The organism is Nocardia arizonensis, from assembly GCF_001310275.1.
GTDB classification, from domain to species: Bacteria; Actinomycetota; Actinomycetes; order Mycobacteriales; family Mycobacteriaceae; genus Nocardia; species Nocardia arizonensis.
In genome coordinates this window covers 25,166-51,268 of sequence record NZ_LGYZ01000001.1, presented here as the reverse complement: position 1 = coordinate 51,268, position 26,103 = coordinate 25,166, and the positions used below count along the sequence as shown (strand labels likewise).

Sequence of the window (26,103 nt, the reverse complement as noted above, 5' to 3'; positions counted from 1 at the left end):
TTATCTCCTGCTGGCGCGGCGGTATCCGATCACGGCGGGCACCGTGAAGACCACGATCGCCCCGACCGACCACAGCACAGTCAGGGTGAGCGGACGCGCCAGCGGGCCGCCCAGCGACAGCGCCTTCATGGTGTCGACCGCCACCGACAGCGGCTGATTGCGCACCAGCGGCTGGATCCACGTCGGATACGCGGCCAGCGGCACGAATCCGGTACTGAAGAACATGAGCAGCGAACTCAGGATCATCACGCCCTCGACCAGGGTGGCCTTGGCCGAGAACACCGCGATGGCGGTCACCATGGTCGCGAACGCGAGACCGAAGAAGACCGGGATCACTATGAACAGCACGGCCGCCGCGAACCCCTGCTGGAATCGGAATCCGAGCAGATAGCCCACGAGCACCACGGCCAGCGTGCCCAACAGAATGCGGCAGCCCTCGGCGAGTATGCGCGAGAGCAGTCCTGAAGCCCGGTGCACGGGCAGCACCCAGAACCGGGCAAGCAGGCCGGCGTCGCGTTCGCGGCCGAGCATGACACCGCCCGCCACGGCGCCCGACAGCGCGCCGATGATCGCCACCATCGGCACCGAACCGTAGAGCGCGTTGCTGCCGACGAACTTCTCGATCTGGCTGCCGATCACGATATCGAGCATGAGCAGCAGCAGGCACGGGATGATCAGGGTCTCCAGCAGCGCCACCGGATTACGCGACCAGCGCAGCAGCAGCCGCTGGGTCTGCACGGCGGTGTGCCGCACGAGCGCCGCCGGCGCGGATTCGGTGTACGCGCCGCGCGCGGGACTGTTCGTCAGCACCATCACGCCCTCCTCGAGCTCAGCCGCATGGCCAGCGGCACACAGATCGCCAGGATCGCCAACGCCCACAGCAGCGGCGGTCCCATCAGCGACCAACTCACCACACCCGCGTTCGCTTTGGTGTCCCCCGCCAGCGCGCGCAGCGCGATGACCCACTGCGAGATGGGCTGGTTGCGGACGAACGGTTCGATCCAGTCCGGGAACTGGCTCGCGGGCGCGAGTCCGGTGGACAGCATGCCGAAGATCAACGGCGGCAGCACCAATGCCTGCGTGGTCGCCTCGGGGCTCTTCGACGCGGTGCCTATGACGTCGGCGCCGAGGGTCAGCGCGATGCCGATGAGCAGGCCGAAGACCAGGAATCCGAGTGTGTGCGCGAGGTCGAGGTGAAAGCGGAATCCGATGACGTACCCGCAGATCAGCGCCGCCGTGAGAGCGATGAGCAGACGGAACACATTGCCCGACATGCGCGCGAGGACCGGGACCAGCGGACCGATGGGCATGGAGCCGAAGCGCCGGTCCAGTCCGGCGACCGCGTCGGTGGCCGAGCGGAAGGCCGCGCCGATCGCGGTGAACGCGGCGGCTTGCATGATCACGATGGGCATCATGAACTGCGCGTAGCTGCTGAACCCGTTGCCCGAGAACATCATCACGGTCTTGAGCGGGATATAGAAGCTGGCCGTGAAGGCCGCGGGGGCGAAGATCGAGGTCAGCACCTCCCCGGATTTGACCGACGGCGTCACCAGTCGCGAGGTCAGCACCCACCACTGCTGCGCCCGCACGGGGGCGGCCCTTACCTCCGCGAGCCAGGCTCCGGTACTCACGCGACCTCCTCGGTCGGCGATTCCGCCAGATGGCCCGTCAGCTGGAGGAAGACATCGTCGAGGGAGGGCCGGCGCAGCGCGATGTCCACCAGCTCCAGGCCCGCCGCGTCGAGCCGGCGCAGCACCTCGGCCAGTGTCTTCGCACCGTCGGGGGCGGGGATGGCGATGCGATCCGAGTCCGGGGTGAGCGCGGCCCGGCTGTCCTCGGGCAACAGCGTCCCCAGCGCCGTGACGATGGCGGGCAGCTCCTCGAGGCGCAGCGGCACCACCTCGCAGTAGCTGCCACCGGTCCGCGATTTCAGTTCGTCGGCGGTGCCCTCGGCGATCACCACGCCGTGGTCGATCACGATGATCCGGTCGCACAGCGCGTCGGCCTCTTCGAGGTACTGCGTGGTCAGCAGGGTGGTGATGCCGTGCTTGCGAAAGCCCGCCACCAGATCCCACACCCCCTGCCTGCTGCGCGGATCGAGGCCGGTGGTCGGTTCGTCGAGGAACACCACATCCGGGCGCACCACGAGTCCGCAGGCGATATCGATGCGCCTGCGCATACCGCCGGAGTAGGTGCCGACCCGGCGGCCCGCCGCGCGGGTCAGGTCGAATTCCTCGAGCAGTTCGTCGGCGCGGGCGCGGGCGGCCCGCTTGCGCAGGCCCATGAGCCTGCCGAACATGACCAGGTTCTCGAAGCCGGTGAGCATATCGTCCAGCGCGGCGAACTGCCCGGTCAACATGATCGCGCGGCGCACCGCGGCCGGATCGGCGACCACGTCGTGGCCTGCCACCACGGCCCGGCCCTTGTCCGGCGGTATCAGGGTGGAAAGGATATTGACGGTGGTGGTCTTGCCCGCGCCGTTGGGGCCGAGAATTCCGAGCACCTCCCCCTGCGCGGCCGCGAAATCCACTCCACGCAGGGCGTGGACGTCGCCGAAGGATTTCTCGACGCCCTCCACCACTACTCCGGTCTCAGCGCTCAATGCAGTGCCTCCTGTGTCGGGCGCTCGCTCCGCGCCGTCATATGGTCGTCCACCACACGCGCGATCATGGGCAGTACGTGTGGTGCGGTCATCTCGTCGTGGGTCACCTCGACGTCGACATTGGTGATCTCCCCGGTGACGTAGGGGCGCCAGCCCCCCGGACCGAAGATGTCCGAACTGTCGACGGTGGCGCTGAAATACAGCACGTCACCGTCGTATACCGGTCGCACGTACCCGGTTCTGGTCCGCGCCGACGCGTTGTAGGACCCGGCCATGCGTTCCAGCGTGGCCGCGTCGACGAGGGCCGCGCCCATCCGCCGCTCGATGATGTCGGCGGCCTCCTGCGCGGTGGCGTCGGCGGGGACGTCATCGATGCCGAACACCGAACCGAACGTACTGATGAAGGCGCCCGCGGTGAGCTCGTCGATGCTGTCGCCGTCGATGTCGGCGGTGTCGGCGTCGAGCAGCGCCAGCACGCCCACCTCGTGTCCGGCCTCGGTCAGTCTCGCCGCGATGGCATGGGCGATGAGTCCGCCGAAGGACCAGCCGAGCAGATGGTACGGGCCGTTGGGCTGCACGGCCAGGATTTCGCGCACGTACCGGTCGGCGAATTCTTCGATGCTGCGCGCCGAGGGTTCCCGCCCGCTCAGGTCCGGGGCCTGGAGGCCGTAGATGGGCCGACCCGGCGCGAGCGCCTCCGCCAAGCCGAGATAGCTCCAGGCCATACCGGAGGAGGGGTGCACGCAGAACAGCGCGGGCCGGTCACCGTCGACGCGGATGGGCAGCAGGACGTCGAGTCCGAGACCGCCGCTCGGCCGCCGCGCCACCGCGGCCGCCTCCGCCATGGCCTGTTCCTCCCGCGCTCCCGCCTCCCGGCCGCGCGGCGAGTCGGCGAAGGCCGCGGCGGCGCTCAGCGTGTCCACCCACAGCCGGGCCAACTCCGCGACATCGGCGCGGTCGAGCAGGGTTTCGGGGTAGCCGAAGCTCGCGGTCAGCCGTTCGCCCATCACCACCGCGTTCACGTCGATCTCCGATTGCACGGGCACGTCGGGATATTCGGCGGCGGGCAGGTCGCCGAATTCGTCGGTCGGCAGCCAGCCGAGTCCTTCGAGGCCGGCCGGGATGTCGCCGGTCGAGTACCGGCCGAGGTAGTTGAAGGCGATGCGACCGGGCAGACGGCTCGGCAGTTGCCGCGCGGTCTGCTCGTTGAGGTAGCGCAGCAGACCGAAGCCGATGCCCTTGTCCGGTACCGCGAGCAGCCGGTGCTTGGCGGTGCGGATGGCATCGCCGAAGTCCGGTTCGGCGAGATCGCCCGCCGCGGCCGGAACGCGGACCGGATAGACGGTGGTGAACCAGCCGACGGTGCGCGACAGGTCCGCTCCGGGCACGACCTCCTGCTGACGGCCGTGCCCCTCCATGCGGATGAGCACACTGTCGTCGGTGTGCCGCCACCGCCGCACGGCCAGGGCGAGGGTGGCGACCAGCGTGTCCTCGACGCCGCCGTGGAACAGCGCGGGCAGTGTGGTGAGCAGTGCGGCCGTGACGTCCTCGGGCACCTCGATCTCTATCTGTCGCACCGTCGCGGCGACATCCACCGCCGGATCGAGTTCGCGGGCCGCGAAACCCGGATCCGGTCCGTCCAGGACCGAACGCCAGTAGTCGAGTTCGGCGACGCGATCTCGCGTGTGCGCCTCCTCGACCAGCGCGTGCGACCAGCGCCGCATCGAGGTGCCGACCTCGGCGAGCACCGGTGCCGCCCCCGCGGAGACCTGCGCCCACGCGGCCATGAAATCGGGGACAAGGATGCGCCACGACACGCCGTCCACGACGAGATGGTGCGCGATGACGATCAGACGACCGGCCCGGCTGCGCGATCCGGCGTCACCGACCGGATCGAGCCAGACGAATCGCAGCACCGCGCCGTCGGCCGGACGCAGCCGGTTCATGGCCGAATCCAACGCCGTGACGGCGAATTCGCGCAGGTCCACCGGATCGGCGTCGGCGTCGAACTCGACCCGCCGCACGAGTGCGGCCACATCGACCGAACCGGGCTCGCCGACCGCGAGCCGATACGCGCCGTCGGCGTCGGGCCACAGGCGCGAACGCAGCATGTCGTGGCGGTCCACCACCGCGGCGATGGTCGCGATCAGCTGATCCTCGCGTATGCCGACCGGCAGTTCCAGCACCGCGGTCTGCGCGAACCGATCATGGTCGCCGCCGCGTTCGAGCATGTACCGCACGATCGGGGTCAGCGGTATGTCACCGACTCCGCCGCCCGGCAGTTCCTCCAGCACGACCGCCGTGCCCGCGGCATCGGCCGCCGCCGCGATCGCCGCCACCGTGCGGTGTTCGAACACCTGAAGCGGGGTGACGGTGACACCGTGTACGCGCGCCCGCGAGACCAGCTGGATCGCCAGAATGCTGTCGCCGCCGAGGGCGAAGAACGAATCGCGCGCGCCGACCTTCTCGCGGCCGAGCAGTTCGGCGAACACCTCCGCGAGGATCTCCTCGGTGCGCGTGCTCGGCGCGACGTATTCGGTCGCCTCCTCGGCGAAGACCGGTTCCGGCAGGGCCTTTCGATCCAGTTTGCCCACCGCGTTGAGCGGGATGGCGTCCATGACCATGATCGCGGCGGGCACCATGTACCCCGGCATACGGTCCGCGGCGTAGGCGCGCAGTGCCGCGACGTCGATGGTCACGCCGGGCTCGCGCACGACGTAGGCGGCCAGCGCGGTCGAACCGGTCGGCCCCGCGACGCCGAGTGTCACCGCGAATTCCACGCCATCGGCGCGGCCGAGCACGGCGTCGATCTCGCCGAGTTCGATGCGCTGACCGCGCACCTTGACCTGGAAATCGGTGCGTCCGATGTATTCCAGACGCAGATCCGCCGCGCCGCCGCCGCGGATCCAGCGCACCAGGTCTCCGGTGCGGTACATGCGCTCGCCGGGGCCGCCGTACGGATCGGCGACGAAGCGCGCGGCGTCGAGGTCGGGGCGCGCGTGATAGCCGCGCGCCAGCGCCGGACCGCACAGGTACAGTTCACCGGCCACGCCGACCGGCGCCGGGCGCAGACGCTCGTCGAGCACCAGCACCGCCGCGCCGCGGATGGGGCCGCCGATGGTCACCGGCTCGTCCACCCGCAGCGGGGCCGAGCCCGTCGCCCAGATGGTGAATTCGGTGGGACCGTACAGGTTCAGCATGGTGCGACCGGGCGCCCACCGCCCGACCAGTTCCGCACCGACCGCCTCACCCGCGACCGCGAGCACCCGCACACTCGACACCCGCGCGGGATCGACCGTCGCCAGCGCCGATGGCGTGATGACCATATGGGTCACCCGCTCGGTCTCGATGAGTTCGGCCAGCGCGTCACCGCCGAAGACATCCGGCGGGGCGACGACCGCCGCGCCACCGGAGCCGAAGGCCATCAGCGCCTCGAAGAGCGAGGCGTCGAAGCTCGGAGAGGCCACCTGGAGCACTCGCGACTCGGCGTCGACCCGCAGCGACTCCTGTTGTGCCGCGATCAGATCCGCGAGTCCGCGGTGGGTGACCGCGACGCCCTTGGGTGTACCGGTCGACCCGGAGGTATAGATCATCCAAGCCGGGTGATCGGGCCGGATGGGGGCGCGCAGTTGCGTCGAGCACACCGTGTCCGCCGAGATGTCACGCAGGGCCGCATCGAATTCCGTGTCATCGAGGACGAGCCAGCGCGTCCGGTCGGGCAGCCGGTCGCGGTGCGCGGTGACGGTCAGACCGAGCGCCGCACCGGAATCGGTGAGCATGTGGTCGATGCGCTCGGGCGGATGTCGCGGATCGACGGGCAGGAAGGCCGCACCCGTCTTGGCCACGGCCCAGATGCCGGTCAGCAGTTCCGCGCCACGGGCCAGCCCGAGCGCGACCACCGTCTCCGTACCCGCGCCCGCCTCGATCAGCTTGCGCGCCAACTGGTTCGAACGGGCGTCGAGCTCACGGTAGGTGGTGGTGACGCCCGCGACCACCAGCGCGGGCCGGTGCGGATGGGCGGCGGCGGATTCGGCCAGCAGCCACGGCAGCGGCACCGTTCCGGTTCCCCGCGGACCGCGCACCGGGACCAGCGACGCGCGCTCACCCGGTGCGAGGATGTCGATCTCGGCGATCGTGATGTCGGGATCGGCGACCACCGCGGCCAGGATCCGCTGCCAGCGCTGCGCCAGCACCGCCACCGTCGAGGAGTCGAAAAGGTCGGTGGCATAGGTGAACACGCCTTCGATTCCGACGCGCTCCGTGTCGGCGAAACGCTCACGCAGGTCGAGGCTGAGATCGAATTGGGCGGCATCGCGATCGAGATCCTCCACCTCGATGCGCAGTCCGGGCAGTTCCAGCGTCGGTTCGACGAAGTTCTGCAACGACAGCGACACCTGGAAGATCGGGTGGTGCGCGGTCGAGCGGGCCGGGTTCACCACCTGCACCAGCCGCTCGAACGGTACGTCGGCGTTGGCGAAGGCGTCGAGGTCGCCCGTGCGGACCCGGCCGAGGAATTCACGGAATCCGAGGTTCGGGTCGACCGGCGTGCGCAGGGCCAGGGTGTTGACGAACATGCCGACCAGACCGTCGAGCGCGGCCTCGCCGCGTCCGGCCACCGCGGTGCCGACGACCACGTCATCGGTGCCGCCCATGCGGGCGAGCAGTACCGCGAGCGCGGCGTGCACGACCATGAACAGGCTCACGTCCGCGGAGGCGGCCAGTTCGGCCATGCCGCGATGCAGTCGCGGGTCCACCGCGAAGGCCAGATCGGCGCTGCGCAGCGACTGCACGGCCGGACGCGGCCGGTCCGATGGCAGTTCCAGCAGGTCCGGCGCGCCGGTCAGCGAGCGGGTCCAGAAATCGAGCTGGCGCGAGGCCGTGGAGGACGGATCGGACTCGGAGCCGAGCAGCTCGCGGTGCCACAGCGCGAAATCGGCGTATTGCACGGGCAGCGGCGGGAATTCGGCCTCGGCACCGTGCATGCGGGCCGCGTAGGCGGTCATCAGGTCGGTGGCCAGCGGCGCCATGGACGCGCCGTCGGCGCTGATGTGATGCACCACGAGCAGCACCACGTGCACGGGAACGGCCCCGGCGGCGGACGGCTCGGGCGGCAGCCGGAACAGTCCGACCCGCAGCGGCGCCTCGGTGGCGAGTTCGAAACCGACGCCGGCCAGCGCGGCGATGCTCTCGCGCAGTTCCGCGGTGTCGGCCACCCGCACCGGACGCAGCCGCGGCGCGGCCACCTCGGCGCTCACCACGACCTGGCACGGTCCCTCGGCGTCGGCCGGGTACATGGTGCGCAGGCTCTCGTGCCTGCCAACCACATCGGCCAGCGCCGAGCGCATGGCCTCGACATCGAGCTCACCGGTCAGGCGAAGGGCCACGGCGATGTTGTAGGCCGCGGAGCGGGGTTCGAGCTGGTTGAGCACCCACATGCGCTGCTGTGCGGGCGAGAGCGGCACCCGGTCCGGGCGGATGCGCGGCGCGAGACCGAAGCGGGCGCCCTGCCCGGCACCCGCGGGCACGACACGACTCGCCAACTGCGCCGGCGTCGGCGCGTCGAACAGATCGCGCAGTGCGATGGTCGATCCCAGCGCGGCATTGACCCGCGCCACCACCTTGGTGGCGCTGAGCGAATTGCCGCCGAGTTCGAAGAAGGAATGGTCGATGCTGACCCGTTCGGTGTCGAGCACCTCCGCGAACACCCGAGCCACCGCCGATTCGACCGGTGTGCGCGGAGCCAGGTACCGGCGCTGGAATGCCTCGAAGTCCGGCATCGGCAACGCTTTGCGGTCCAACTTGCCGACCGGGGTGAGCGGCACGTCGTCCAGCGCGACGAGATATCCGGGCACCATGTATCCCGGCAGCGCACCCGCGACGCGCACCCGCAGGCGCTCGGTGTCGAATTCCGCGTCCGGCCCGGCGGATTCGCGCCAACGCTGGGTCGGCACCACATACGAGACCAGGACGGTCTCGCCCGCGGGTCCGGGACATCCGATAGTGGCGGCGTATTCGACGTCCGCGTCGGCGCCGAGCACCGCGTCGATCTCGCCGAGTTCGATGCGCAGACCGCGGATCTTGACCTGGAAGTCGCTGCGCCCCAGGTACTCCAGCTCCAACGCGCCGTCGGATTCGACCCAGCGCACCATATCGCCGGTGCGGTACATCCGCTCCCCCGGCGCGCCGAAGGGATCGGCGACGAAGCGCGCGGCGGTCATGCCGAAACGATTGAAATACCCGCGCGCGATGGCCGGGCCCGCCAGGTACAGCTCGCCCTCGATCCCCACCGGCACCGGCCGCAACCAGCCGTCGAGCACCACGACCGCCGCGCCGCGAATCGGTCCGCCCATCGTGATCGGCGCACCGGGCACCAGCTCACCCGGACCGGTCGCCCAGATGCTGAACTCGGTGGGGCCGTAGAGGTTGGCCATGCGGCGATCCACCGCCCACTGCGCGACCAACTCGGCGGTGGCCGCCTCACCGGCCACCGAAAGCACCCGGAGATCGGGCAGACCCGCGGGATCCATGGTCGCCAGCACCGACGGGGTGATGACCGCGTGGGTGACCCGCTGCTCCCGCAGCAGCGCCTCGAGTTCGGACCCGCCGTAGACCTGCGGCGGGGACAGCACCAACTGCCCGCCCGTCGCATGCGCGGTCAGCAGTTCGAACACCGAGGCGTCGAAGCTGGGCGAGGCGACCTGCAAGGCCCGCGCGGACGGATCGAGGTCGAGCGATCGCTGTTGCGCGGTCACCAGATTCGCGATACCGCGATGGCTCAGCAGCACCGCTTTCGGCTTGCCGGTGGAACCGGAGGTGTAGATCAGATACGCCGTCTGGTCCATGCGGATCGCGCCGCCGCGTTCGATGTCGGTGATCGGCGCGTCGGAGACGGTCATCACGCGCCGGATGGTGTTGATGTCGTCGAGCAGCAGCCAGTCGATGGTGCCGGGCAGCGTGTCGCCGGTGGCCCGGACCGTCACGCCGATCGGCGCCTTGGAGTCGGTGAGGATGTGCTCGATGCGCTCCACCGGATAGTTCGGGTCCAGCGGTGCGAAGGCCGCGCCGGTCTTGGCCAGCGCCCACACCGCCACCACCGACTCCACCGAGCGGGTCAGCGCGAGGACCACGAAGACCTCCGCGCCGATACCGCGGCGAAGCAGTACCCGCGCGAAGCGATTCGACCACGCGTCGAGTTCGCCGTAGGTCATGGTGTCGTTGCCCGAGCGCACCGCGACGGCGGTGGGATCGATGGCCGCGCCCGCGCCGAGCACCTGCGGCAGCGTGCGCTGACCCACCGATTCGGGGCCGCGCACCGGCGCCAGCGCGGCGCGTTCGGCGTCGTCGCAGTGGTGCAGCCGCGCGACCTGACGGTCCGGCGCGTCGGCGATCTGGGTGAGCAGCAGGACGAATCGGTCCAGCAGTCGCCCGGCCGCGGCTGCGTCCAGGTGGTCGGAGAGGAACTTCACCGAGATGCGCAGGGTGTCGCCGCCACCGGGGAGTCCGTGCAGCGGAATCACCATGAGGTTGAGCGGATACGGGGTGGCGTCGGTGCCCTCGACGTCGAGGATGCGCATACCCGCGATATCCATCGACTGCGACAGCGTCTCGCGGTCGATCGGGTAGGACTCGAAAACCGTGAGCGTGTCGAACAATTCGGCCAGACCGACGGCCTGGTGGATGGCCGCGAGTCCGATGTGCTGGTGGTCTAGCAGCCGCGCCTGTTCCGACTGCACGCGCGCGAGCAGGTCCCGCACCCGCTCGGACGGCTCGAGCCGCACGCGCACCGGCAGGGTGTTGATGAACAGCCCGACCATGTCCTCGACGCCCGCCAACTGCGGCGGCCGACCCGAGACGGTGCCGCCGAACACGACGTCGGTGCGTCCGGTCAGCATGACCAGCAGCAGCGCCCACGCGACCTGCACCGCGGTATTGACCGTCGCACCCGCCTCCCGCGTGGTCGCCTCCAGCCGCGCGACGAGTCCGGCGGGCAGGTCGACCGACACCGTGCCGGATTCGGTCGAGCGGATATCGGCGAGTGTCGGGATGGCCCTGGTCGGGGTGTCGATACCGGCCAGCGCCTCGCGCCACACCCGCACCGCGGTCTGCTCCGCGCCGTCCTGTTCGGCCAGCCACGCCAGAAAGGCCCGATAGGAGGGCGCGGGCGCGAGCACGTCGCCCACGGTCGCGCCGGTACCGGCGGCGATGTAGGCGGTGAGCAGTTCGCGCACCAGCAGCGGGGTGGACCAGCCGTCGAGGATGACGTGGTGATTGGTCATCAACAGCGTGTAGCTCTCGGTTCCGGTGCGCACCAACAGGAACCGCAGCAGCGGCGGACGGGTCAGATCGAAGCGCGTGCTCGCGTCCACCGCGACCAGCCTGGCCAGTTCGGCCGCGCGTTCGGCGGCGTCCGCCGTGGCGGTCAGGTCGAGTTCCCGCCAGCGCACCTCGGCCGAGGACAGCACCAGTTGCCTTGGCCCGTCCTCGGTTTCGACGAAGACAGCGCGCAGGTTGTCGTGGCGGTCGACCAATGTCTGTGCGGCGCGGCGCAATCGATCGGCGTCGACCCGGCCCGCGAGATCCAGTCGGGTCTGCACGGTGTACCCGTCGGCGGTGTCGGTGTCGTACCAGGCGTGGAACAGCAATCCGTATTGCAGGGGCGACAGCGGCCACACATCGGCCAGATTCGGGTAGGTCCGCGCCCAGGTGTCGATCCGGTCCTGTGTGACGGTGGTGAGCGGGAAGTCGGAGGGGGTGTGACCGCCCGCCTCCGGTGACTCGATATGCGCCGCGATGGCCGCGAGCGCCTCGGTCCACGCCGCGGCCAATGCGCCGACCCGCTCGGCGGACACCGCCTTCGAAGCATAGGCCCAGGTCACGTCCAGCCCGTCGGCGCCCATGATGGCATTGACGTCGATCATCGCCGACAGCGGCGCGCGATCGTCCTGGGTGGCGGCGAACCGCCGCGGCAGCCACGCCTCCTCGGACCCGCCCGCGGCGCGTCCGAGATAGTTGAAGCTGATCTGCGGAACCGGGGCGTCGGCCAGTGCCGCGATACCCTCGGCGTCGAGGTAGCGCAGCATTCCGTAGCCGACACCGCGATCCGGCACCGCGCGCACCTGCTCCTTCGCCGCCTTTACCGCCGCGCCCATTGCGGGCCCGCCCGCGAACGCCTCGTCCGCGTCGATGCCGATCAGATCGATGGCCACCGGGTACACGCTGGTGAACCAGCCCACGGTGCGCGCCGTGTCCGCGCCGGGCAGCACGGATTCCTCACGGCCGTGGCCCTCGAGGGTGAACAGGGCACGGCTGTCCCCGCGCACCCGGCCCACCGCCAGAGCGAGTGCGGCCAAGAGGATCTCGTCCGCGCCGCAGTGGAATCGGGCCGGGGCGATATCGAGGACCGCGCTCGCGACGTCGACGGGCACGGTGGTGCGGACCTGCGCCATCGTGGCCACCACGTCCACCGCGGAATCCGCGGCCCGCGCACCGATCACCGGGTCCGGGGTCGCGAGCGTCCGCTGCCACAGCGGCAGTTCCCGACGCCGCGACGCGGCCTGTTCGGCGGTGGCGTGCGCCCACCGCCGGAATGAGGTGCCGACCGGGTCGAGTTCACCCCCGAACCACGCGGTCGCCAGGTCGGGCAGCAGGACGCGCCAGGAGACGCCGTCGGTGACAAGGTGGTGCAGCACCAGCCACAGCAGCGCGGGATCACCCTCGACACCGGGCCGGATCAGCACGAATCGCGCCATTATCCCGGCGGCGGGGTCGAGCCGGTCGGCGGCGCGCTGCAAGGCCGCCTCGGTGAACTCCTCGGTGTCGCCGCTCGCGGTCACCACCTCGACCAGTTCGGCGGCATCCACCGAACCGCGTTCGCCGACAACCCATTCCCATCCGGATTCGGCGCGCCGCAGCGAACTGCGCAGCATGTCGTGGCGGTCGAGCAGGGCCGCGACCGCACCGGTCAGTGCCGCGGGATCGGTGTCCGCGGGCAGGGTGACCAGGACGGCTTGGCTATAGCGCCGCCAGTGGCCGGTGTCGAGCATGGCGTGCACGATCGGGGTGAGCGCCACCGAACCCACCGCGCCGCCGGGCAATTCGGCCACGGCGCGGTCGGCGGCATCGGTCGCGACCGCGGCCAGCGCCGCGACGGTCTTGCGTTCGAAGACATCGCGTGCGGTGAAATACAGACCCGCCGCCCGCGCCCGCGACACCAGCTGGATCGAGATGATGCTGTCACCGCCGAGGGTGAAGAAGTTCTCGTCGACGCCGACCGCTTCGCATCCGAGCACCTCGGCGAAGAGATCGGCCAGCGTCTGCTCGCGCGGCGTCGACGGCGCGCGCCGGACGGTTACCCGCGCGCCGAAATCCGGTGCGGGCAGCGCGCGCCGGTCGACCTTGCCCACCGGGGTCAGCGGCAGATGGTCGAGCACCATGACGACCGAGGGCACCATGTAGGCGGGCAGCGTCTGCCCCACCGCGGCGCGCAGCGATTCCGCCACCAGGTCCACGCCGGGCGCGCCGAGCACATACGCGACCAGCGCGGTAGCACCCGACGGAGTGCGCGCGCCGATGGTGAGTGCGAAATCGACCCCGGGCTGCCGGGACAGGGCCGCATCGATCTCGCCCAGTTCGATGCGGTAGCCGCGCACCTTGACCTGGAAATCGCCGCGACCGGCGTACTCGAGTTCCAGCCTGCTGTCCTGGCGACGCCAGCGCACCAGGTCACCGGTGCGGTAGAGGCGCTGCCCCGGGACGTACGGGTCGGCGACGAATCGGCTCGCGGTCAGGCCGTTGCGGCGATGGTAACCGCGCGCCACGGCCGCGCCGCCGAGGTAGAGCTCACCGGTAGCGCCGGGGGCGACCGGCCGCAGCCACGGGTCGAGGACGACGGCGCGCACCCCGCGGGTGAGTTCGCCGATGGTGACCGGGGCGTCCGGCGACAGCGCCGCGCTCAGCGTGACGGTGATGGTGGTCTCGGTGGGTCCGTAGCCGTTGAGCAGGGTGCGCCCCGCCCAGGCGGTCACCAGCTCCGGCGGGCAGGCGTCGCCGCCGACGACCACGGTGCGCAGCGCGGGCAGTGTCGCCGGGTCGAGCGAATTGACCACGGCCGGTGTGACATTCAAATGGGTGACACCGTGCTCGCGCAGCACTCGCGCCAACTCGTCACCGGCATAGGCCGAGGGCGGCACCACCGCGACGGTGGCGCCGGCGTCGAAGGCGACGAGCAGTTCCTCGATGGAGATGTCGAAGCTGGGTGAGACCGCGTGCGCCACCACCGAATCGGCGTCCACGCCGAAACCGGCGCCGGAGTTCGCCACCAGATTCGCCAGACCGCGATGGGAGACCATCACGCCTTTGGGAAGTCCGGTCGATCCCGAGGTGTAGATGAGATAGGCGGTCTGATCGAGGCGCAGCGGAGCGGTGCGGTCGGCATCGGTGATCGGTGACGAATCCCGTTGTGCCACAGACTTATCTGTCTCGATGTCGTCAAGCACCGTCCAGGTCACCGTGTCGGGCAACCCGTCGCGCACCGCGCGCACGGTCAGACCGGCCACCACCGCGCTGTCGCGGACCATGTATTCGATGCGGTCGGCCGGGTAGCCGGGATCGATGGGGACGAAGGCGGCTCCGGTGCGGGCGACCGCCCACATGGCAAGCACCGACTCGATGGACCTCGGAATCGAGATCGCCACGGTCCGTTCGGGTCCCGCGCCGCGCTCGATCAGCACCCTGGCAAGCCGCGCGGTGTACTCCTCGACCTCGCGGTAGGTCAGTTCCCGAGCGCCTTCCCGCAGCGCCACCGCGCCGGGCGCCAGTGCCGCGCCGTCGTCGAGAATGGCCGCCAGCGTACGCGGCTCGACATCGGCGCGCCCGCGGGCGGGCACGAGTTCGGCGGACTCGTCTTCGGACAGCACCGAGACCGTCGCCAGTGGCGCGTGCGCGCCCGCGGCAAGGAACCGGTGCAGGAAGGCCAGGAACCGACGGTGTTGACCGGCGAGTTCGGCGTCGGTGTAGAGCTTCGGATTGGCCTGGAAGTCGATATGAGTGCTCTCCCCGCCGACCCCCGGGTACAGGTTCAGGAACAGATCCTCGATCGCACCCGAGGTGAGCACGTGCATGCGCCCCACCACCGGCCCCAGCGTGATCCGGGTGTCCGCCATCATCAGATTCACGGTGGGACCGAATGACGCGCCCTCGTCCACTGCCCAGCCGAGGTCGCGGACGATGTCCTCCTGCCGGTAGCGCTGACGGCGCAGCGCCGAGGTCAGCTCGCCCTGGGCGGCGCGGATGAGCGATCCGACCGTGGCGGCCGGATCGAGGGTCAGCCGCAGCGGCACGACATTGGCGACCATTCCGCCGGAGCGCCGCAGCGCCGCGGTGGTCCGACCCGAAACCGGCAGGCTCAGCACGACTTCCGTCGCACCGGTCATCGCGGACAGGTACGCGCCGAAGGCGGCGACCACCACCGGCGCGACGCCCGAGTTCACCGCCTCGGCCACCGTATCGATCAATTGCGCGGTGGCCGTGGGCAATTCGCCCGACACCAGATTCGGGTGCGCCTCCACACCCGCGGCGCGACCGGCCAGACTCACCGGCTCGGCCATACCCGCCAGATGCTCGCGCCAGTAACGGCCGTCCGCGGCGAACCGGTCCGAATCGCGGTAGGCCGCGTCGGCGTCGACGATGGTGCGCAGGTCCTCGGCCTTGGCGGGCGGCTCGGGTCGGCCCTCGACCTCGGCGTTGTAGAGCTCGGCGATGCGCTGCAACAGCGTCATGGCCCCGAATCCGTCCAACACTATGTGGTGGATGCGCTGATACCAGAACCAGCGCTGCTCGCCGATCCGCAACATGGTCACCGCGGCGAGCCGGTCGGCCAGCAGATCCAGCGGCGCCGAGTACTCCGCGCGCATCCACGCGCGGGCGGCGGCCTCGGGATCGGCTTCGGTGCGGAAATCGATGATCCTGAGTGCGTCGTCGAGTGTCGGATCCACCGTCTGATACGGAATACCGTCGACCTCGATCAACCGCAGATATCCGGTGCCGAATTCCCGTCCGGCCCGGCGCGAGGCGGCGGCGAGCAGTTCCGTATCGATCGGCCCGTCCAATTCGGTGTACTGCGCGATGGAGATCGGGGTGGCCCCCGCGAAATGCTGGGCGAACCAGATGCCGCGCTGGGCGGCGGACAGGGGAATGGCGGCGGACGGGAGGCTGTCCGAGACAACCGGCGAGGCAGATCGCTGTGGCATAGATGATTCCTGCGTGCTCAGGCGGGGTCAATGAGGACAAATCGGAACGCGCGCCGCGCCGGGCCGGGGCGAGCGCGCTGTCGGCCGCAGGAGACCCGCTCGATCGTGGGGGAACGAGCTTTCGGCGGTGAATCGACCAGCGTGCGCATGTATCTTCCCGAGGGGAATTCTATCCCGGGGCGGCGCGCGGACGACTCGGATTTCCGGTGTCCGCGAGATGTCTCGACATGGCCGCGCGACGGCCGGAAATTCCACCGAAAACCGGGAATCGACGGACGAATTCCGTCGGTCGATTCCCGGTCGGTATTCCGCGGTCGGCGCGGGGATTCAGGACGCCCGGCGCACGGGCATGCGGTCGGCGTCGGTGATCGGCGCGTCCGAGCCGGTCATGTAGCGGACCAGGGTGGAGCGGTCGTCCAGCACCAGCCAGCGCACCGAATCCGACAGCCGCGACCGGGTCGCCTCGGTGGTGACGCCGAGTTCGATGCCGAAGGGCGGCAGCTCGCCGTCGACCTCGGTGGCGCCGGTCTTGGCGACGGCCATGCGGGTGACCGCGGCCTCGATGGCCGGTTCGACGGCCACCGCGACGCGGACGCCTGCGCGGGCGCCGAGTTCGATCAACACCCGGGCCAGGCGGTTGGACCAGGCGTCGAGCTCACGGTAAGTGAGGTCGCAGTCCACGGTCGACACCGCGACGGCGGCCGGATCTGTGGTCTCGACCAGTGCGACGGCGGTGCTACGGGCGGAAGATGCGGCCTGGGTGTACATTGCGTGCTCCCTCGGGAGGTTGTCCTCGGCATTTCTGGTATGCCTCTACTCTCGCCGCTCGCGAGTCCTCCCAACAGCAACCCCAGTGCTACCCACCCGCCCTCCGAGGGTGAACAAAACCTCACCCTTGGGCACCCTCCCGACCTGGGAATATGCCCGCGAGACCGGAATTTCGCGGGGGCGGGCGCACGCCGCCCGCCCCCGCGCGGGCATCCTTACACCCCGATCGACGCCGCCCGCACCGGCGCGTCCCAGTCGATGCGATAGCGCTGTTCGTGGCCCATCGTCTTCTCCGGATTCATCACCGTGCGCGTCAGCAGCGGCATCATCAGCCGCATCATGGCCCGGCCCGCCGGTCCCGGTGTCTTGCTGACGTTGACACGCGCCGCCCGCGCGGCGACGCCCTCCACCCGCTCGCGCCGCAAACCTTCGTAGGCGGCGAAGGCATGTTCCGGATCGGGCAGATCCCGCAGACAGCGCGCCACCTCGATCGCGCTCTCGATCGCGAGCGAGGCCCCCTGTCCCGAACTGTTGGACGGGGCGTGCACGGCATCACCCACCAGCACCATCCGCCCCCGGTACCAGTGCCGCACCGGCGGCATGATGTGCAGTGCGCCCACCACCTCGAGTTGGTCCTCGGTGGTGCGCCGGGCCAGTTCGCCGCCCGGTCGGTCGTCACCGTAGACCTCGCGGAGGGTGCGCAGCCACCGCTGCGCCGGGATCGCGCGCGCCTCGGTGGACGAAAGGTAGCGTTTGTGCGGCAGATTCACACCCCACGCGATGCGCCGGTCGTCGTGGCGCCAGTACAGGTAGTAGGCCCGTTTGCCGAAGGCGAAGGTCATGACGCCCGGTTCGAGGTCGAGATCGCATTCGGTGAGCGCGCCGAAGCCGAGCATTCCGGTGTAGTCGGGTCCCTTCGCCGCCGGATCGATCAGACCGCGCACCGTCGAGCGGATGCCGTCGGTGCCGATCAGCACGTCGGCGGTCGCGGTGCTGCCGTCGGCGAAGCGCGCGGTGACCCCCGACTCGTGTTCGTCCACATCGACGAGCCGTTTGCCGTATTCGAACGCAACGCCCGCGCGCACGGCGTGTTCGTGCAGGGTCCGGTGCAGTTCACCGCGATCGACGACCTGCAACGGCGGCACATCCGCCAATGCGGGCATGGACAGGATCTTGCCGCCGAGCGACATGCGCATCGACGACACCGGCACGGCGATGGCGCGCACCGGATCTCCCGCGCCGATGATGTCGAGCGCAGCCAGACCGTTCGGCGCGATCGCGAGCCCGCTGCCGATGGTGTGCGACGGGCCGGGATACGCCTCGTAGACGCGGGCGTCGATACCCGCCTCGAGCAGGGCGGTCGCGGCGACCGGGCCCGCGATGCCACCCCCTATGACAAGGGCGGTACGTGTGGTTTCGGACATGGGTGTCTCCCAGAGGTAGGAACGATCCCCGAACCGACCCGTGCGCCACCCGGTTATCCTGTGGTTGCCAGCCTCGTGGCCGGGTGCGCGCATGCGGGCACGGTTCGAGACGGTTGAATGGGGCCCGGCGGCGGTGTTGCCGCACCTCCGCCGGGCTCGTCTCGTGATTATCCGGCCGTCGGCCGGGGCGGATTCGGCTCGGTCGCTTGCCTCCTTTCGACCATTTCGACGACCTCGGCGGGTTCGATGCCCTCGGCATGCACACGCCGCCAGAATTCGAGGTCGGGAAAGCGGCCCTCGACCAGTTCCGCGCGCCAGGACCGCACCCATTCCAGTTCGGCCTTGCGCATCGCGATGCCGTATTCGGCCTCGACCAGGAACAGCCGGGGCAGCCGCAGCTCCGCCAGCGCCGCGTGTTCGGCCTCGCCTGCGGCGATCGCCCGTTCCAGCGCGGTGATCCGCTCGCCGAGCGTGGCGATCACCTCGTCGGGCGGCAGGACGCTGACCACGGAGAGCCCCGCGGTGAAACTGCGCAGCTCGTATTCGGGCGAGGCGATCAGATCCCTTGTCCAGTCGGCCAATTCGGCGCGTCCGGCGGGAGTGATGCGGTAGATGACACGTTCCGGGCGGGCGCCGTCGCGCTCACTGCCCACGACCTCGAGAAAGCCCGCCTTCGCCATGTTCTGCACGACCGTGTAAAGCGAGCCCCATTTGATGTCCATATCGCGGTCCTTGCCGCGTTCGCGCAGCGTGGAGGCGATCTCGTAGCGGTGCATCGGCCGCGCGACGATCACCGAGAGCACGGCGAGTGCCAGCAGATTGTCGACCTTGCGCTTGGCCGCCACGAACACCTCCCTACTCGTCCACGAATATACGTGTACGAGCATTCGTTTCACAAGCGGTGTTCGCGGACTAGGCTCGCCGGCGTGTGCGGAGGCAGGTGGAGACTGCCTCCGCACACCCGGCTCGACGAACCGCGCCGACTACGCGGCGGCGAGGCTTACGCGATGCCGCTCGTCGTCGACGGCCAGGATTCGAACCGACACGGTCGACCCGATAGCGGGAGCGGCCGACTCCGGCGACCATTCGGCGTGGTGCCACAGGCCGTGCACACCCGGTGCGACCTCGAGGAAGGCGCCGAAGGGCACGACCTGGACCACGGTCGCGTCGAGCACACTGCCGACACCGTTCGCGTCGATGAAACGACGCCAGGATTCAACAGAGAAGTGGGACATGGGATTCACCTCCTTTCGCGTCCCGAAAACCTTGCGGTACTTGGGAAATCGCGAGGGAGGGGCGGGGCCCTGGCCCGCCGCCGGATCACCGGCCGGCCGGGAAACCCGTCTGTGCGCGGCGCGAGGCCGACCCGGCAGTCACCGAGTCACCATAGGCATCGCGGGCGGTCGCGGGCAAGCCCCGATCGGCGACGGCGGACGGGTCAGGGCTTCTCGACCAACGCGAGCGCGACCGGCACCAGCAATTCGACGAGAGCCTCCACCGGCGGCCGCGGCCGCGTGAGCAACCACTCCTGGGTCAGCCCGTTGATCGCGCCGATGAGCGCGGTCGAGGCCATGCCGGGCAGCCCGCGGACGCGCCCGCCCGGCAGCACCATGGGCACCACCGTCGACTCGAGCACCGCGGCCCACGCGTGCCTGCGCGCGCGGCGGTGCCGTTCCATCCGTTCACTGACGCCGACGACCTCGATGAAGGCGACCTTGGCCCGATACGGATCGGCGCCGATCGCGGCGATGTAGGAGGTGACGAGTGCCCGGATCGCGGCGACGGGGTCGAGGCCGGGGTCCAACTCGCGCATGCCTGCGACCACCGCCGCGGCGGCCTCGTCCTGGATGCGGTCGTATGCCGCGATCAGGACGTCCTCCCTGGTGTCGAACTCCTCGTAGAACTGTCGCTTGGACAGTCCGGCGACAGCGCAGACATCGGCGAGCGAACAGTCGGTGTAGCCGCGTTCGGCGAACAGCCGGATCGCCGCCTCCAGGAAGCGGAGCCTGCGCTCGGCCTTGCGTTCGGCGACGGCGCGCCCGCCATACTGCCTGCCCACGATGGTCACGGCTTCACGGTATTGCAGTAGGGCCGCACCCGCCCGGGCGTAGCGATCAGTTCATCCGTTTTCCGCGAATGTTGTGATTCAGGTCACGATCGAGCGTCTTCGTGGCATACGCCGAGATTCGCGACCGGGCAGACCCACCGACAGGGTCAGCGGAAGCAGTTCGATGTTCGGCCGAACGGCGGGCCGTCGAGGGTGTATGCCGGTATTGTCTGAGCCAATTCGGTCAATCCGGGGCAACACCTTCCCTGTGAACTTACTGCGAAGTAAGGTTTGGCCATGGCGTGGAAACCTACTGAGATCCCGGACCAGACCGGGCGCATCTTCGTGATCACCGGGGCCAACGGCGGCCTCGGCGTCGAGACCACCAAGGCGCTGGCGGCCAAGGGCGCCACCGTGATCATGGCCTGTCGCAACGCGGCCAAGGCCAAGGATGTCGCCGCCGCCGTACCGGGCGATGTGCGCACCGCCGCACTGGATCTCGCCGATCTGGCCTCGGTACGCCGCTTCGCCGAAGACGCCGAACCCTTCGACGTGCTCATCAACAACGCGGGCCTGATGAACGTGCCGTTCACCCGCACCAAGGACGGCTTCGAAACCCAGTTCGGCGTCAACCATCTCGGTCACTTCGCCCTCACCGGCCTGCTGCTCGATCGCATCGGCGACCGCGTGGTGACGCTGTCGAGTATCGCGCACAAGCAGACCGCCAAGTTCCATGTCGACGACCTCAACTACGAGAACCGCCGGTACCAGCGCAATCTCGCCTACGCGCAGGCCAAACTGGCCAACCTCATGTTCGCCAGGGAACTGCAACGCCGGCTCGCCGAAGCCGGGTCGGCCGTGCGCTCCTACGGCGTGCACCCGGGTGTCTCGGCCACCGACCTGTTCGCCCGCACCGAGACGCCACTGGACCGGATCAGCAAACCGTTCATCCGCATGGTCGGCCACCCGCCCGCGAAGGCGGCCCATTCCACCCTCTTCGCCGCCACCATGCCCGACGCCGACCCGAACACCTACTGGGGTCCGACCCGGCTCATGCAGAGTCAGGGACCGGTGGAAGCCTCACCGTCGACCGGACTGTCCCGGAACACGAAACTGTGGCGCAGGCTGTGGGAGGAATCGGAGCGGATGACGGGGGTCACCTACACCTTCTGAGCGTGCCGACCTGCTCCTACGGGCCGTGTAGTAGACGGGTACCGTGGTAGTCGTGTCCGCATCCCCGCGCCGCTCGGCACACAATCGCCCGGCCCTGATCGCCCTGGTGATCGTCGCCGCGATCACCTGCCTGGCGCTGGGCTGGTGGCAGTGGGAACGCTTCGAATCGGCGAGCGGAACCGGGCAGAACCTCGGCTACGCGCTGCAATGGCCGCTGTTCGCCGGATTCGCGATCTTCGCCTATTTCCGGTTCGTCCGGCTGGAACGCGAGTCCGACGACGACGCGGCGCGGGCAGACGACCGGACCGAGCGGGTAGCCGCGCCGCGTGAGATTCCGGCGGGCATCCTGCCGCAACGGCCCAAAGCTCCCCGCGAAACCGATCCGGTCCTTGACGAGTACAACCGGTACCTGGCCGCGCTGCACGCGGGCGATATCGAAGACCAGATCCGCCGAGCCGAGCCCACCGCTCGCGACACCGAGAGGAGCGCCGGTTGAGCGCCGACAACTCCACCGAGACCGCCGTCTCCCCCGCCGCACCGGCCACGGACGCGAAGTCCGCGAAGATCGCGGGCGCGCTGCTGCGCTACCGCGTACTCGCCTGGTTCACCGGCATCTGGCTGCTCCTGCTGACCGGCGAAATGATCGCCAAATACATCTTCGACGTGGACACCCCCAACTGGATCGCGATGGTGCACGGCTGGGTGTACTTCGTCTACCTGCTGGTCACCGCCGACCTCGCGGTCAAGGTCCGCTGGTCGCGATGGCGCACGGTCGGCACCCTCATCGCGGGCACCGTGCCATTGCTGTCCTTCTTCGTCGAACACGTCAACGCGAAGAAAGTCAAGGCCGACTACGCCCTGTAGTCGGCCCCGGCCAGCGCGGCCAGTTCGGGCAGCAACAGGGTGAGCGCGCGGCCCCGGTGCGAGACGGCGTCCTTCTCGGCGGGGGTCAATTGCGCGGCCGTGATCCGTCCGCCGTCGGGCACGAACAGCGGGTCGTAGCCGAAGCCGCCCTCGCCCACCGGCGCCCGATTGATCGCGCCCGGCCATTCCCCGCGCACCACCGTCTCGCGCACGCCCGGTACGACCAGCGCGCAGGCGGATACGAAGCGGGCGCCGCGGCGCTCGTCGGGCACATCACCGAGTTGGGCGAGCAGTAGCCGATTGTTGGCCCCGTCGTCGCCGTGGATACCCGACCAGCGCGCCGACAGCACACCCGGCATACCGTTGAGCGCGTCCACCTCGATCCCGGAATCGTCGGCGACACAAGGCAATCCGGTGGCCGCCGCGCCGCCGCGGGCCTTGGCCAGCGCGTTCTCCTCGAAGGTCGCGCCTGTCTCCGGCGCCTCCGCGTACTCGGGCACATCGTCGAGGCCGACGATCTCGATGCCCGCGACGCCCGCCTCGTCGAGTATGCGGCGCAGTTCCTTCAGCTTCTTGGCATTGCGGCTGACAAGCAGGACCCGCGACATCACTTCTTCTTCGGCTCGGCGGGTTCGGGCAGCACGCCAGGATACGGCAGTGCCAGCGCCTCCTTCTGCACCGCGAACAGGCGCTCACAGCCCGCCAGCGCGGAGTCGAGCAATCTGTCCAGGGTGGAGCGCGGGAAGGTGGCGCCCTCGCCGGTGCCCTGCACCTCGACCAGGGTGCCGGTATCGGTGGCGACCACGTTCATGTCGACCTCGGCGCGCGAATCCTCCTCGTACGGCAGGTCCAAGCGCACCCGGCCGTCGACCACGCCGACGCTGACCGCGGCGATGGCGCACGAGATCGGCTGCGGGTCGGCGAGTCTGCCCGCGGCGGCGAGATAGGTGACCGCGTCGGCCAGCGCGACATAGGCGCCGGTGATCGCCGCGGTGCGGGTACCGCCGTCGGCTTGGAGCACGTCGCAATCGATGGCGATGGTGTTCTCGCCGATGGCCGCCAGGTCGATGCACGCGCGCAGCGACCGCCCCACGAGCCTGCTGATCTCCTGGGTGCGACCGCCCACCCTGCCCTTGACCGATTCCCGGCCCGATCGGGTGTGGGTGGCGGCGGGCAGCATCGCGTATTCCGCGGTGAGCCAGCCGAGTCCGGACTCACGACGCCACGGCGGCACACCCTCGGTGACGCTCGCGGTGCACATCACCCGCGTCTGGCCGAACTCCACCAGCACCGAACCGGCTGGATGCGTGGTGAATCCACGGGTGATCCGTACCTCGCGGAGCTCATCGTCCGCCCTGCCATCGGCTCGTCTCGACACGGGCCAATCGTACTGGGTGCTCAGAAATCGAAGGTCTCGCCCGGGGCCACGGCGTGTACCGGCCCGGAGAACTCCGCCTTGGCCTCGGCGATCACGTCCTCACGCGAGGTCCACGGGGGAATGTGGGTCAGCAGCAATTCCTTCGCACCGGCGCGCGCCGCGAGCCGGCCCGCTTCGGTACCCGAAAGGTGGATACCGGGAGGACGATTCGCCGGATCGTGGGTCCAGGACGCCTCCGACATGAGCAGGTCGGCGCCCTCGGCGAGTTCTTCGACCGCGTCGCACATGGCGGTGTCGCCCGTGTAGACGAAGACGCGCCCGGTATTGGAGACGATGCGCAGTCCGTAGGACTCCGGCGGGTGGTACATCCGCCGCACGGCCACGGTGTGGCCCGGCCCGAACTCGACGGTCTCACCCTCGGCCCACGCGCGATGGTCGATCACGTCGGACCAGTCGTCGCACTCGCCGCCGACCTCGGCGGAGGCGTTGCCGATGCGCAGCGCCGAATCCGAGGGGCCGCGCACGATGGCGCGGCCGACCGGCGGCGTCGGATGGTAGCGCCGCCACACGAGCAGACCCGGCAGGTCCAGACAGTGGTCGGCGTGCAGATGGGTCAGGAAGATGTCGACCTCACCGGGATCGGCGTAGCGCTGGAGCGCGCCGAGCACGCCCGGCCCGAAATCGATGACAACCGGTTTCATACCCGGCCCCGACAACAGATATCCCGACGCTGGGGAGTCCGGGCCGGACACACTGCCCGAGCACCCGAGGACGGTAAGGCGCATCCCCCCATGCTGCCACGACGAATTCTCGGTCACGAAGGGATCCCCCATATTCCTGAGCGGGCCGCACCCTCAACGTGGCGACGCATTGTGTCCGACTCGATCCTCGCGACGTTCTCGGCGTGCATCTCCAGAGAGTACCCAGCCGGCAAGCACTCCACCCACCGCCCCGAAAAGATGGCCCTGCCAGGATATTCCGGGTTGTCCCGGCAGCACGCCCCACAGCACCGACCCGTACAGCGCCAGCACGAGCAGACCGACCAGGATCTGACCGACATTGCGGGCGAACCAGCCCCGGCAGATCAGATAGGTCAACCAGCCGAAGACCAGCGAGGACGCGCCGATGTGCACGGTGCCGTCCGCGCCCGTCAACCAGGTGCCCACACCCGCGACGACCCAGATGACCGCGGTGGCCGCGATACCGCGCCAGATACCCGAGAGCAGCACGAGGAAACCGAGTACGAGCAACGGCAGCGTATTGCTCATCAGGTGATCCCAGCCGCCGTGCAGTACCGGGGCCCACACGATGCCGGGCAGTCCGTCGAGTTGTCGCGGTTCGATGCCCGCGGCGTCGAGTCGCCCGTGGTCGATCTGGTCGACGCCCTCGATGACATAGAGGCTGCCGACGAATCCGGCGATCACCGCACCCGCGCGCAGCCACAGCCGCCTGACCGCCGCGAGCGGTCCCGGCGCGGCGGGCGCGCCGACGGCACCGCCGAATCGAGCGCGCGGCGCCATGATCCGATCCGGGTCGAAGGACGATCCGGTGCCCGCACCGCCGGCCATGGTGAACCTCCTCGTCAGCGGGACACTCCGCTGCCAACGAGGGTACCGATTCCGTACCCGTTCAGGCCCAGAGCTGACCGTCGAGTCGCTCCTCGGCTTCCTCGAGTGTGCCGTCGTACGCACCGGTCGACAGGTACTTCCACCCGCCGTCGGCGACGACGAAGGCGATATCGGCCCGTCTGCCCGCCCGCATCGCCTTGCGCGCGACCCCGAGTGCGGCGTGCAGGATGGCGCCGGTCGAGATGCCCGCGAAAATGCCCTCCTCCAACACCAACTCACGGGTCCGCTTGACCGCGTCGAAGGGACCGACGGAGAACCGGGTGGTCAACACCGACTCGTCGTAGAGCTCGGGAATGAATCCCTCGTCGATATTGCGCAGTCCGTAGACCAATTCGCCGTAGCGCGGCTCGGCCGCGACGATCTCGATATCGGGCACCTTCTCGCGCAGGAACCGGCCGGTGCCCATGAGGGTGCCCGTGGTGCCGAGTCCGGCGACGAAATGGGTGATCTCCGGCAGATCGGCCAGGATCTCCGGGCCCGTGGTCTCGTAATGTGCCAGTGCATTGGCCGGATTGCCGTACTGGTAGAGCATGACCCAGTCCGGGTTGTCGGCCGCGATCTGCTTGGCCAGCGCCACCGCCTGATTCGACCCGCCCGCCGCGGGCGAATCGATGATCCGCGCGCCGAACATGGTCAGCAGCTGCCGCCGCTCCACCGAGGTGTTCTCCGGCATGACGCAGACGAGCCGGTAGCCCTTGAGCTTGGCCGCCATGGCCAGCGAGATCCCGGTATTGCCGCTGGTCGGCTCCAGAATCGTGCAGCTCGGGGTGAGCAGGCCGTCGGCCTCGGCCTGCTCGATCATCCGCAGGGCGGGACGGTCCTTTATCGATCCGGTCGGATTGCGGTCCTCGAGTTTGGCCCACAGCCGGACGTGGTCGTCGCCGTCCCAGCGCGGGGACAGCGTGCGCAGGCCGACCAGTGGGGTGTCGCCCAGGGTGGCGATCAGCGATTCGTAGCGCGCCACGGCGGGGA

At 69.7% G+C, this 26,103-nt stretch carries 17 protein-coding genes; 3 read left to right on the top strand and 14 right to left on the bottom strand.

Annotated features, from left to right (window positions below; translation table 11 throughout):
- From APZ21_RS00215 to APZ21_RS00175, 9 genes are all read right to left on the bottom strand, one after another.
- Positions 1–813 carry an ABC transporter permease gene (locus APZ21_RS00215; protein WP_054811160.1) on the bottom strand — a complete coding sequence of 271 codons (813 nt, stop codon included), beginning with the start codon at positions 811–813 and terminating at the stop codon, positions 1–3.
- Complete coding sequence (locus tag APZ21_RS00210) at positions 813–1,631, bottom strand: ABC transporter permease (RefSeq protein WP_054811159.1); 819 nt, start codon at positions 1,629–1,631, stop codon at positions 813–815. The genes APZ21_RS00215 and APZ21_RS00210 overlap by 1 nt, the downstream gene beginning before the upstream one ends.
- Complete coding sequence (locus APZ21_RS00205; protein WP_054811158.1) at positions 1,628–2,602, bottom strand: daunorubicin/doxorubicin resistance ABC transporter ATP-binding protein DrrA; 975 nt, start codon at positions 2,600–2,602, stop codon at positions 1,628–1,630. Before APZ21_RS00205 ends, APZ21_RS00210 begins: the two co-directional genes overlap by 4 nt.
- On the bottom strand, positions 2,599–15,849 hold the full coding sequence (locus APZ21_RS00200) for a non-ribosomal peptide synthetase (protein WP_054811157.1): 13,251 nt from the start codon (positions 15,847–15,849) through the stop codon (positions 2,599–2,601). The genes APZ21_RS00205 and APZ21_RS00200 overlap by 4 nt, the downstream gene beginning before the upstream one ends.
- A 327-nt stretch (positions 15,850–16,176) precedes the next feature.
- The gene (locus tag APZ21_RS00195; RefSeq protein WP_054811156.1) at positions 16,177–16,617 is read right to left on the bottom strand and encodes an AMP-binding protein; all 441 of its coding nucleotides are present in this window, start codon (positions 16,615–16,617) and stop codon (positions 16,177–16,179) included.
- Positions 16,618–16,832: 215 nt separating this feature from the next.
- Complete coding sequence (locus APZ21_RS00190; protein WP_054811155.1) at positions 16,833–18,041, bottom strand: FAD-dependent monooxygenase; 1,209 nt, start codon at positions 18,039–18,041, stop codon at positions 16,833–16,835.
- A gap of 167 nt (positions 18,042–18,208) precedes the next feature.
- Complete coding sequence (locus APZ21_RS00185) at positions 18,209–18,886, bottom strand: PadR family transcriptional regulator (RefSeq protein WP_054811238.1); 678 nt, start codon at positions 18,884–18,886, stop codon at positions 18,209–18,211.
- Positions 18,887–19,024: 138 nt separating this feature from the next.
- A complete protein-coding gene (locus APZ21_RS00180) occupies positions 19,025–19,276 on the bottom strand; it encodes a S1 RNA-binding domain-containing protein (RefSeq protein WP_054811154.1) in 252 nt (83 codons plus the stop codon).
- A 203-nt stretch (positions 19,277–19,479) separates the two neighbouring features.
- Positions 19,480–20,109 carry a TetR/AcrR family transcriptional regulator gene (locus APZ21_RS00175; protein WP_054811153.1) on the bottom strand — a complete coding sequence of 210 codons (630 nt, stop codon included), beginning with the start codon at positions 20,107–20,109 and terminating at the stop codon, positions 19,480–19,482.
- A 276-nt stretch (positions 20,110–20,385) separates the two neighbouring features.
- Here APZ21_RS00175 and APZ21_RS00170 point away from each other — a divergent pair, with 276 nt between their 5' ends.
- The 3 genes from APZ21_RS00170 to APZ21_RS00160 are packed head-to-tail and all read left to right on the top strand — an operon-like array spanning position 20,386 to position 22,125.
- On the top strand, positions 20,386–21,261 hold the full coding sequence (locus APZ21_RS00170; protein ID WP_054811152.1) for an oxidoreductase: 876 nt from the start codon (positions 20,386–20,388) through the stop codon (positions 21,259–21,261).
- A 52-nt stretch (positions 21,262–21,313) separates the two neighbouring features.
- On the top strand, positions 21,314–21,757 hold the full coding sequence (locus tag APZ21_RS00165; protein WP_054811237.1) for a hypothetical protein: 444 nt from the start codon (positions 21,314–21,316) through the stop codon (positions 21,755–21,757).
- The gene (locus APZ21_RS00160) at positions 21,754–22,125 is read left to right on the top strand and encodes a DUF3817 domain-containing protein (RefSeq protein ID WP_054811151.1); all 372 of its coding nucleotides are present in this window, start codon (positions 21,754–21,756) and stop codon (positions 22,123–22,125) included. Before APZ21_RS00165 ends, APZ21_RS00160 begins: the two co-directional genes overlap by 4 nt.
- On the opposite strand, the gene rdgB is transcribed toward APZ21_RS00160, so the two are convergent.
- The 5 genes from rdgB to APZ21_RS00135 all read right to left on the bottom strand — a co-directional run bounded on the left by rdgB (position 22,113) and on the right by APZ21_RS00135 (position 26,095).
- Positions 22,113–22,733: an RdgB/HAM1 family non-canonical purine NTP pyrophosphatase gene (gene rdgB, locus APZ21_RS00155; protein WP_054811150.1), complete on the bottom strand. Its 621-nt coding sequence runs from the start codon at positions 22,731–22,733 to the stop codon at positions 22,113–22,115. The two genes, APZ21_RS00160 and rdgB, sit on opposite strands and share 13 nt — an antisense overlap.
- Complete coding sequence (rph, locus tag APZ21_RS00150; protein WP_054811149.1) at positions 22,733–23,503, bottom strand: ribonuclease PH; 771 nt, start codon at positions 23,501–23,503, stop codon at positions 22,733–22,735. Before rph ends, rdgB begins: the two co-directional genes overlap by 1 nt.
- Before the next feature lie 20 nt (positions 23,504–23,523).
- On the bottom strand, positions 23,524–24,288 hold the full coding sequence (locus tag APZ21_RS00145) for a cyclic nucleotide-degrading phosphodiesterase (protein ID WP_082392700.1): 765 nt from the start codon (positions 24,286–24,288) through the stop codon (positions 23,524–23,526).
- A 69-nt stretch (positions 24,289–24,357) separates the two neighbouring features.
- Positions 24,358–25,071: a rhomboid family intramembrane serine protease gene (locus tag APZ21_RS00140; protein ID WP_239476419.1), complete on the bottom strand. Its 714-nt coding sequence runs from the start codon at positions 25,069–25,071 to the stop codon at positions 24,358–24,360.
- A gap of 61 nt (positions 25,072–25,132) precedes the next feature.
- Complete coding sequence (locus tag APZ21_RS00135; RefSeq protein WP_054811147.1) at positions 25,133–26,095, bottom strand: PLP-dependent cysteine synthase family protein; 963 nt, start codon at positions 26,093–26,095, stop codon at positions 25,133–25,135.
- Between the last annotated feature and the right edge of the window lie 8 nt (positions 26,096–26,103).

Coding starts and splice junctions, on each gene's coding strand:
- rdgB (WP_054811150.1), bottom strand. CDS start 22,733: ATGTCGCGGGTCCTGCTTGTCAGCCGCAATGCCAAGAAGCTGAAGGAA.
- APZ21_RS00190 (WP_054811155.1), bottom strand. CDS start 18,041: ATGTCCGAAACCACACGTACCGCCCTTGTCATAGGGGGTGGCATCGCG.
- APZ21_RS00170 (WP_054811152.1), top strand. CDS start 20,386: ATGGCGTGGAAACCTACTGAGATCCCGGACCAGACCGGGCGCATCTTC.
- APZ21_RS00140 (WP_239476419.1), bottom strand. CDS start 25,071: ATGGCCGGCGGTGCGGGCACCGGATCGTCCTTCGACCCGGATCGGATC.
- APZ21_RS00200 (WP_054811157.1), bottom strand. CDS start 15,849: ATGCCACAGCGATCTGCCTCGCCGGTTGTCTCGGACAGCCTCCCGTCC.
- APZ21_RS00180 (WP_054811154.1), bottom strand. CDS start 19,276: ATGTCCCACTTCTCTGTTGAATCCTGGCGTCGTTTCATCGACGCGAAC.
- APZ21_RS00215 (WP_054811160.1), bottom strand. CDS start 813: ATGGTGCTGACGAACAGTCCCGCGCGCGGCGCGTACACCGAATCCGCG.
- APZ21_RS00145 (WP_082392700.1), bottom strand. CDS start 24,288: ATGCGCCTTACCGTCCTCGGGTGCTCGGGCAGTGTGTCCGGCCCGGAC.
- APZ21_RS00195 (WP_054811156.1), bottom strand. CDS start 16,617: ATGTACACCCAGGCCGCATCTTCCGCCCGTAGCACCGCCGTCGCACTG.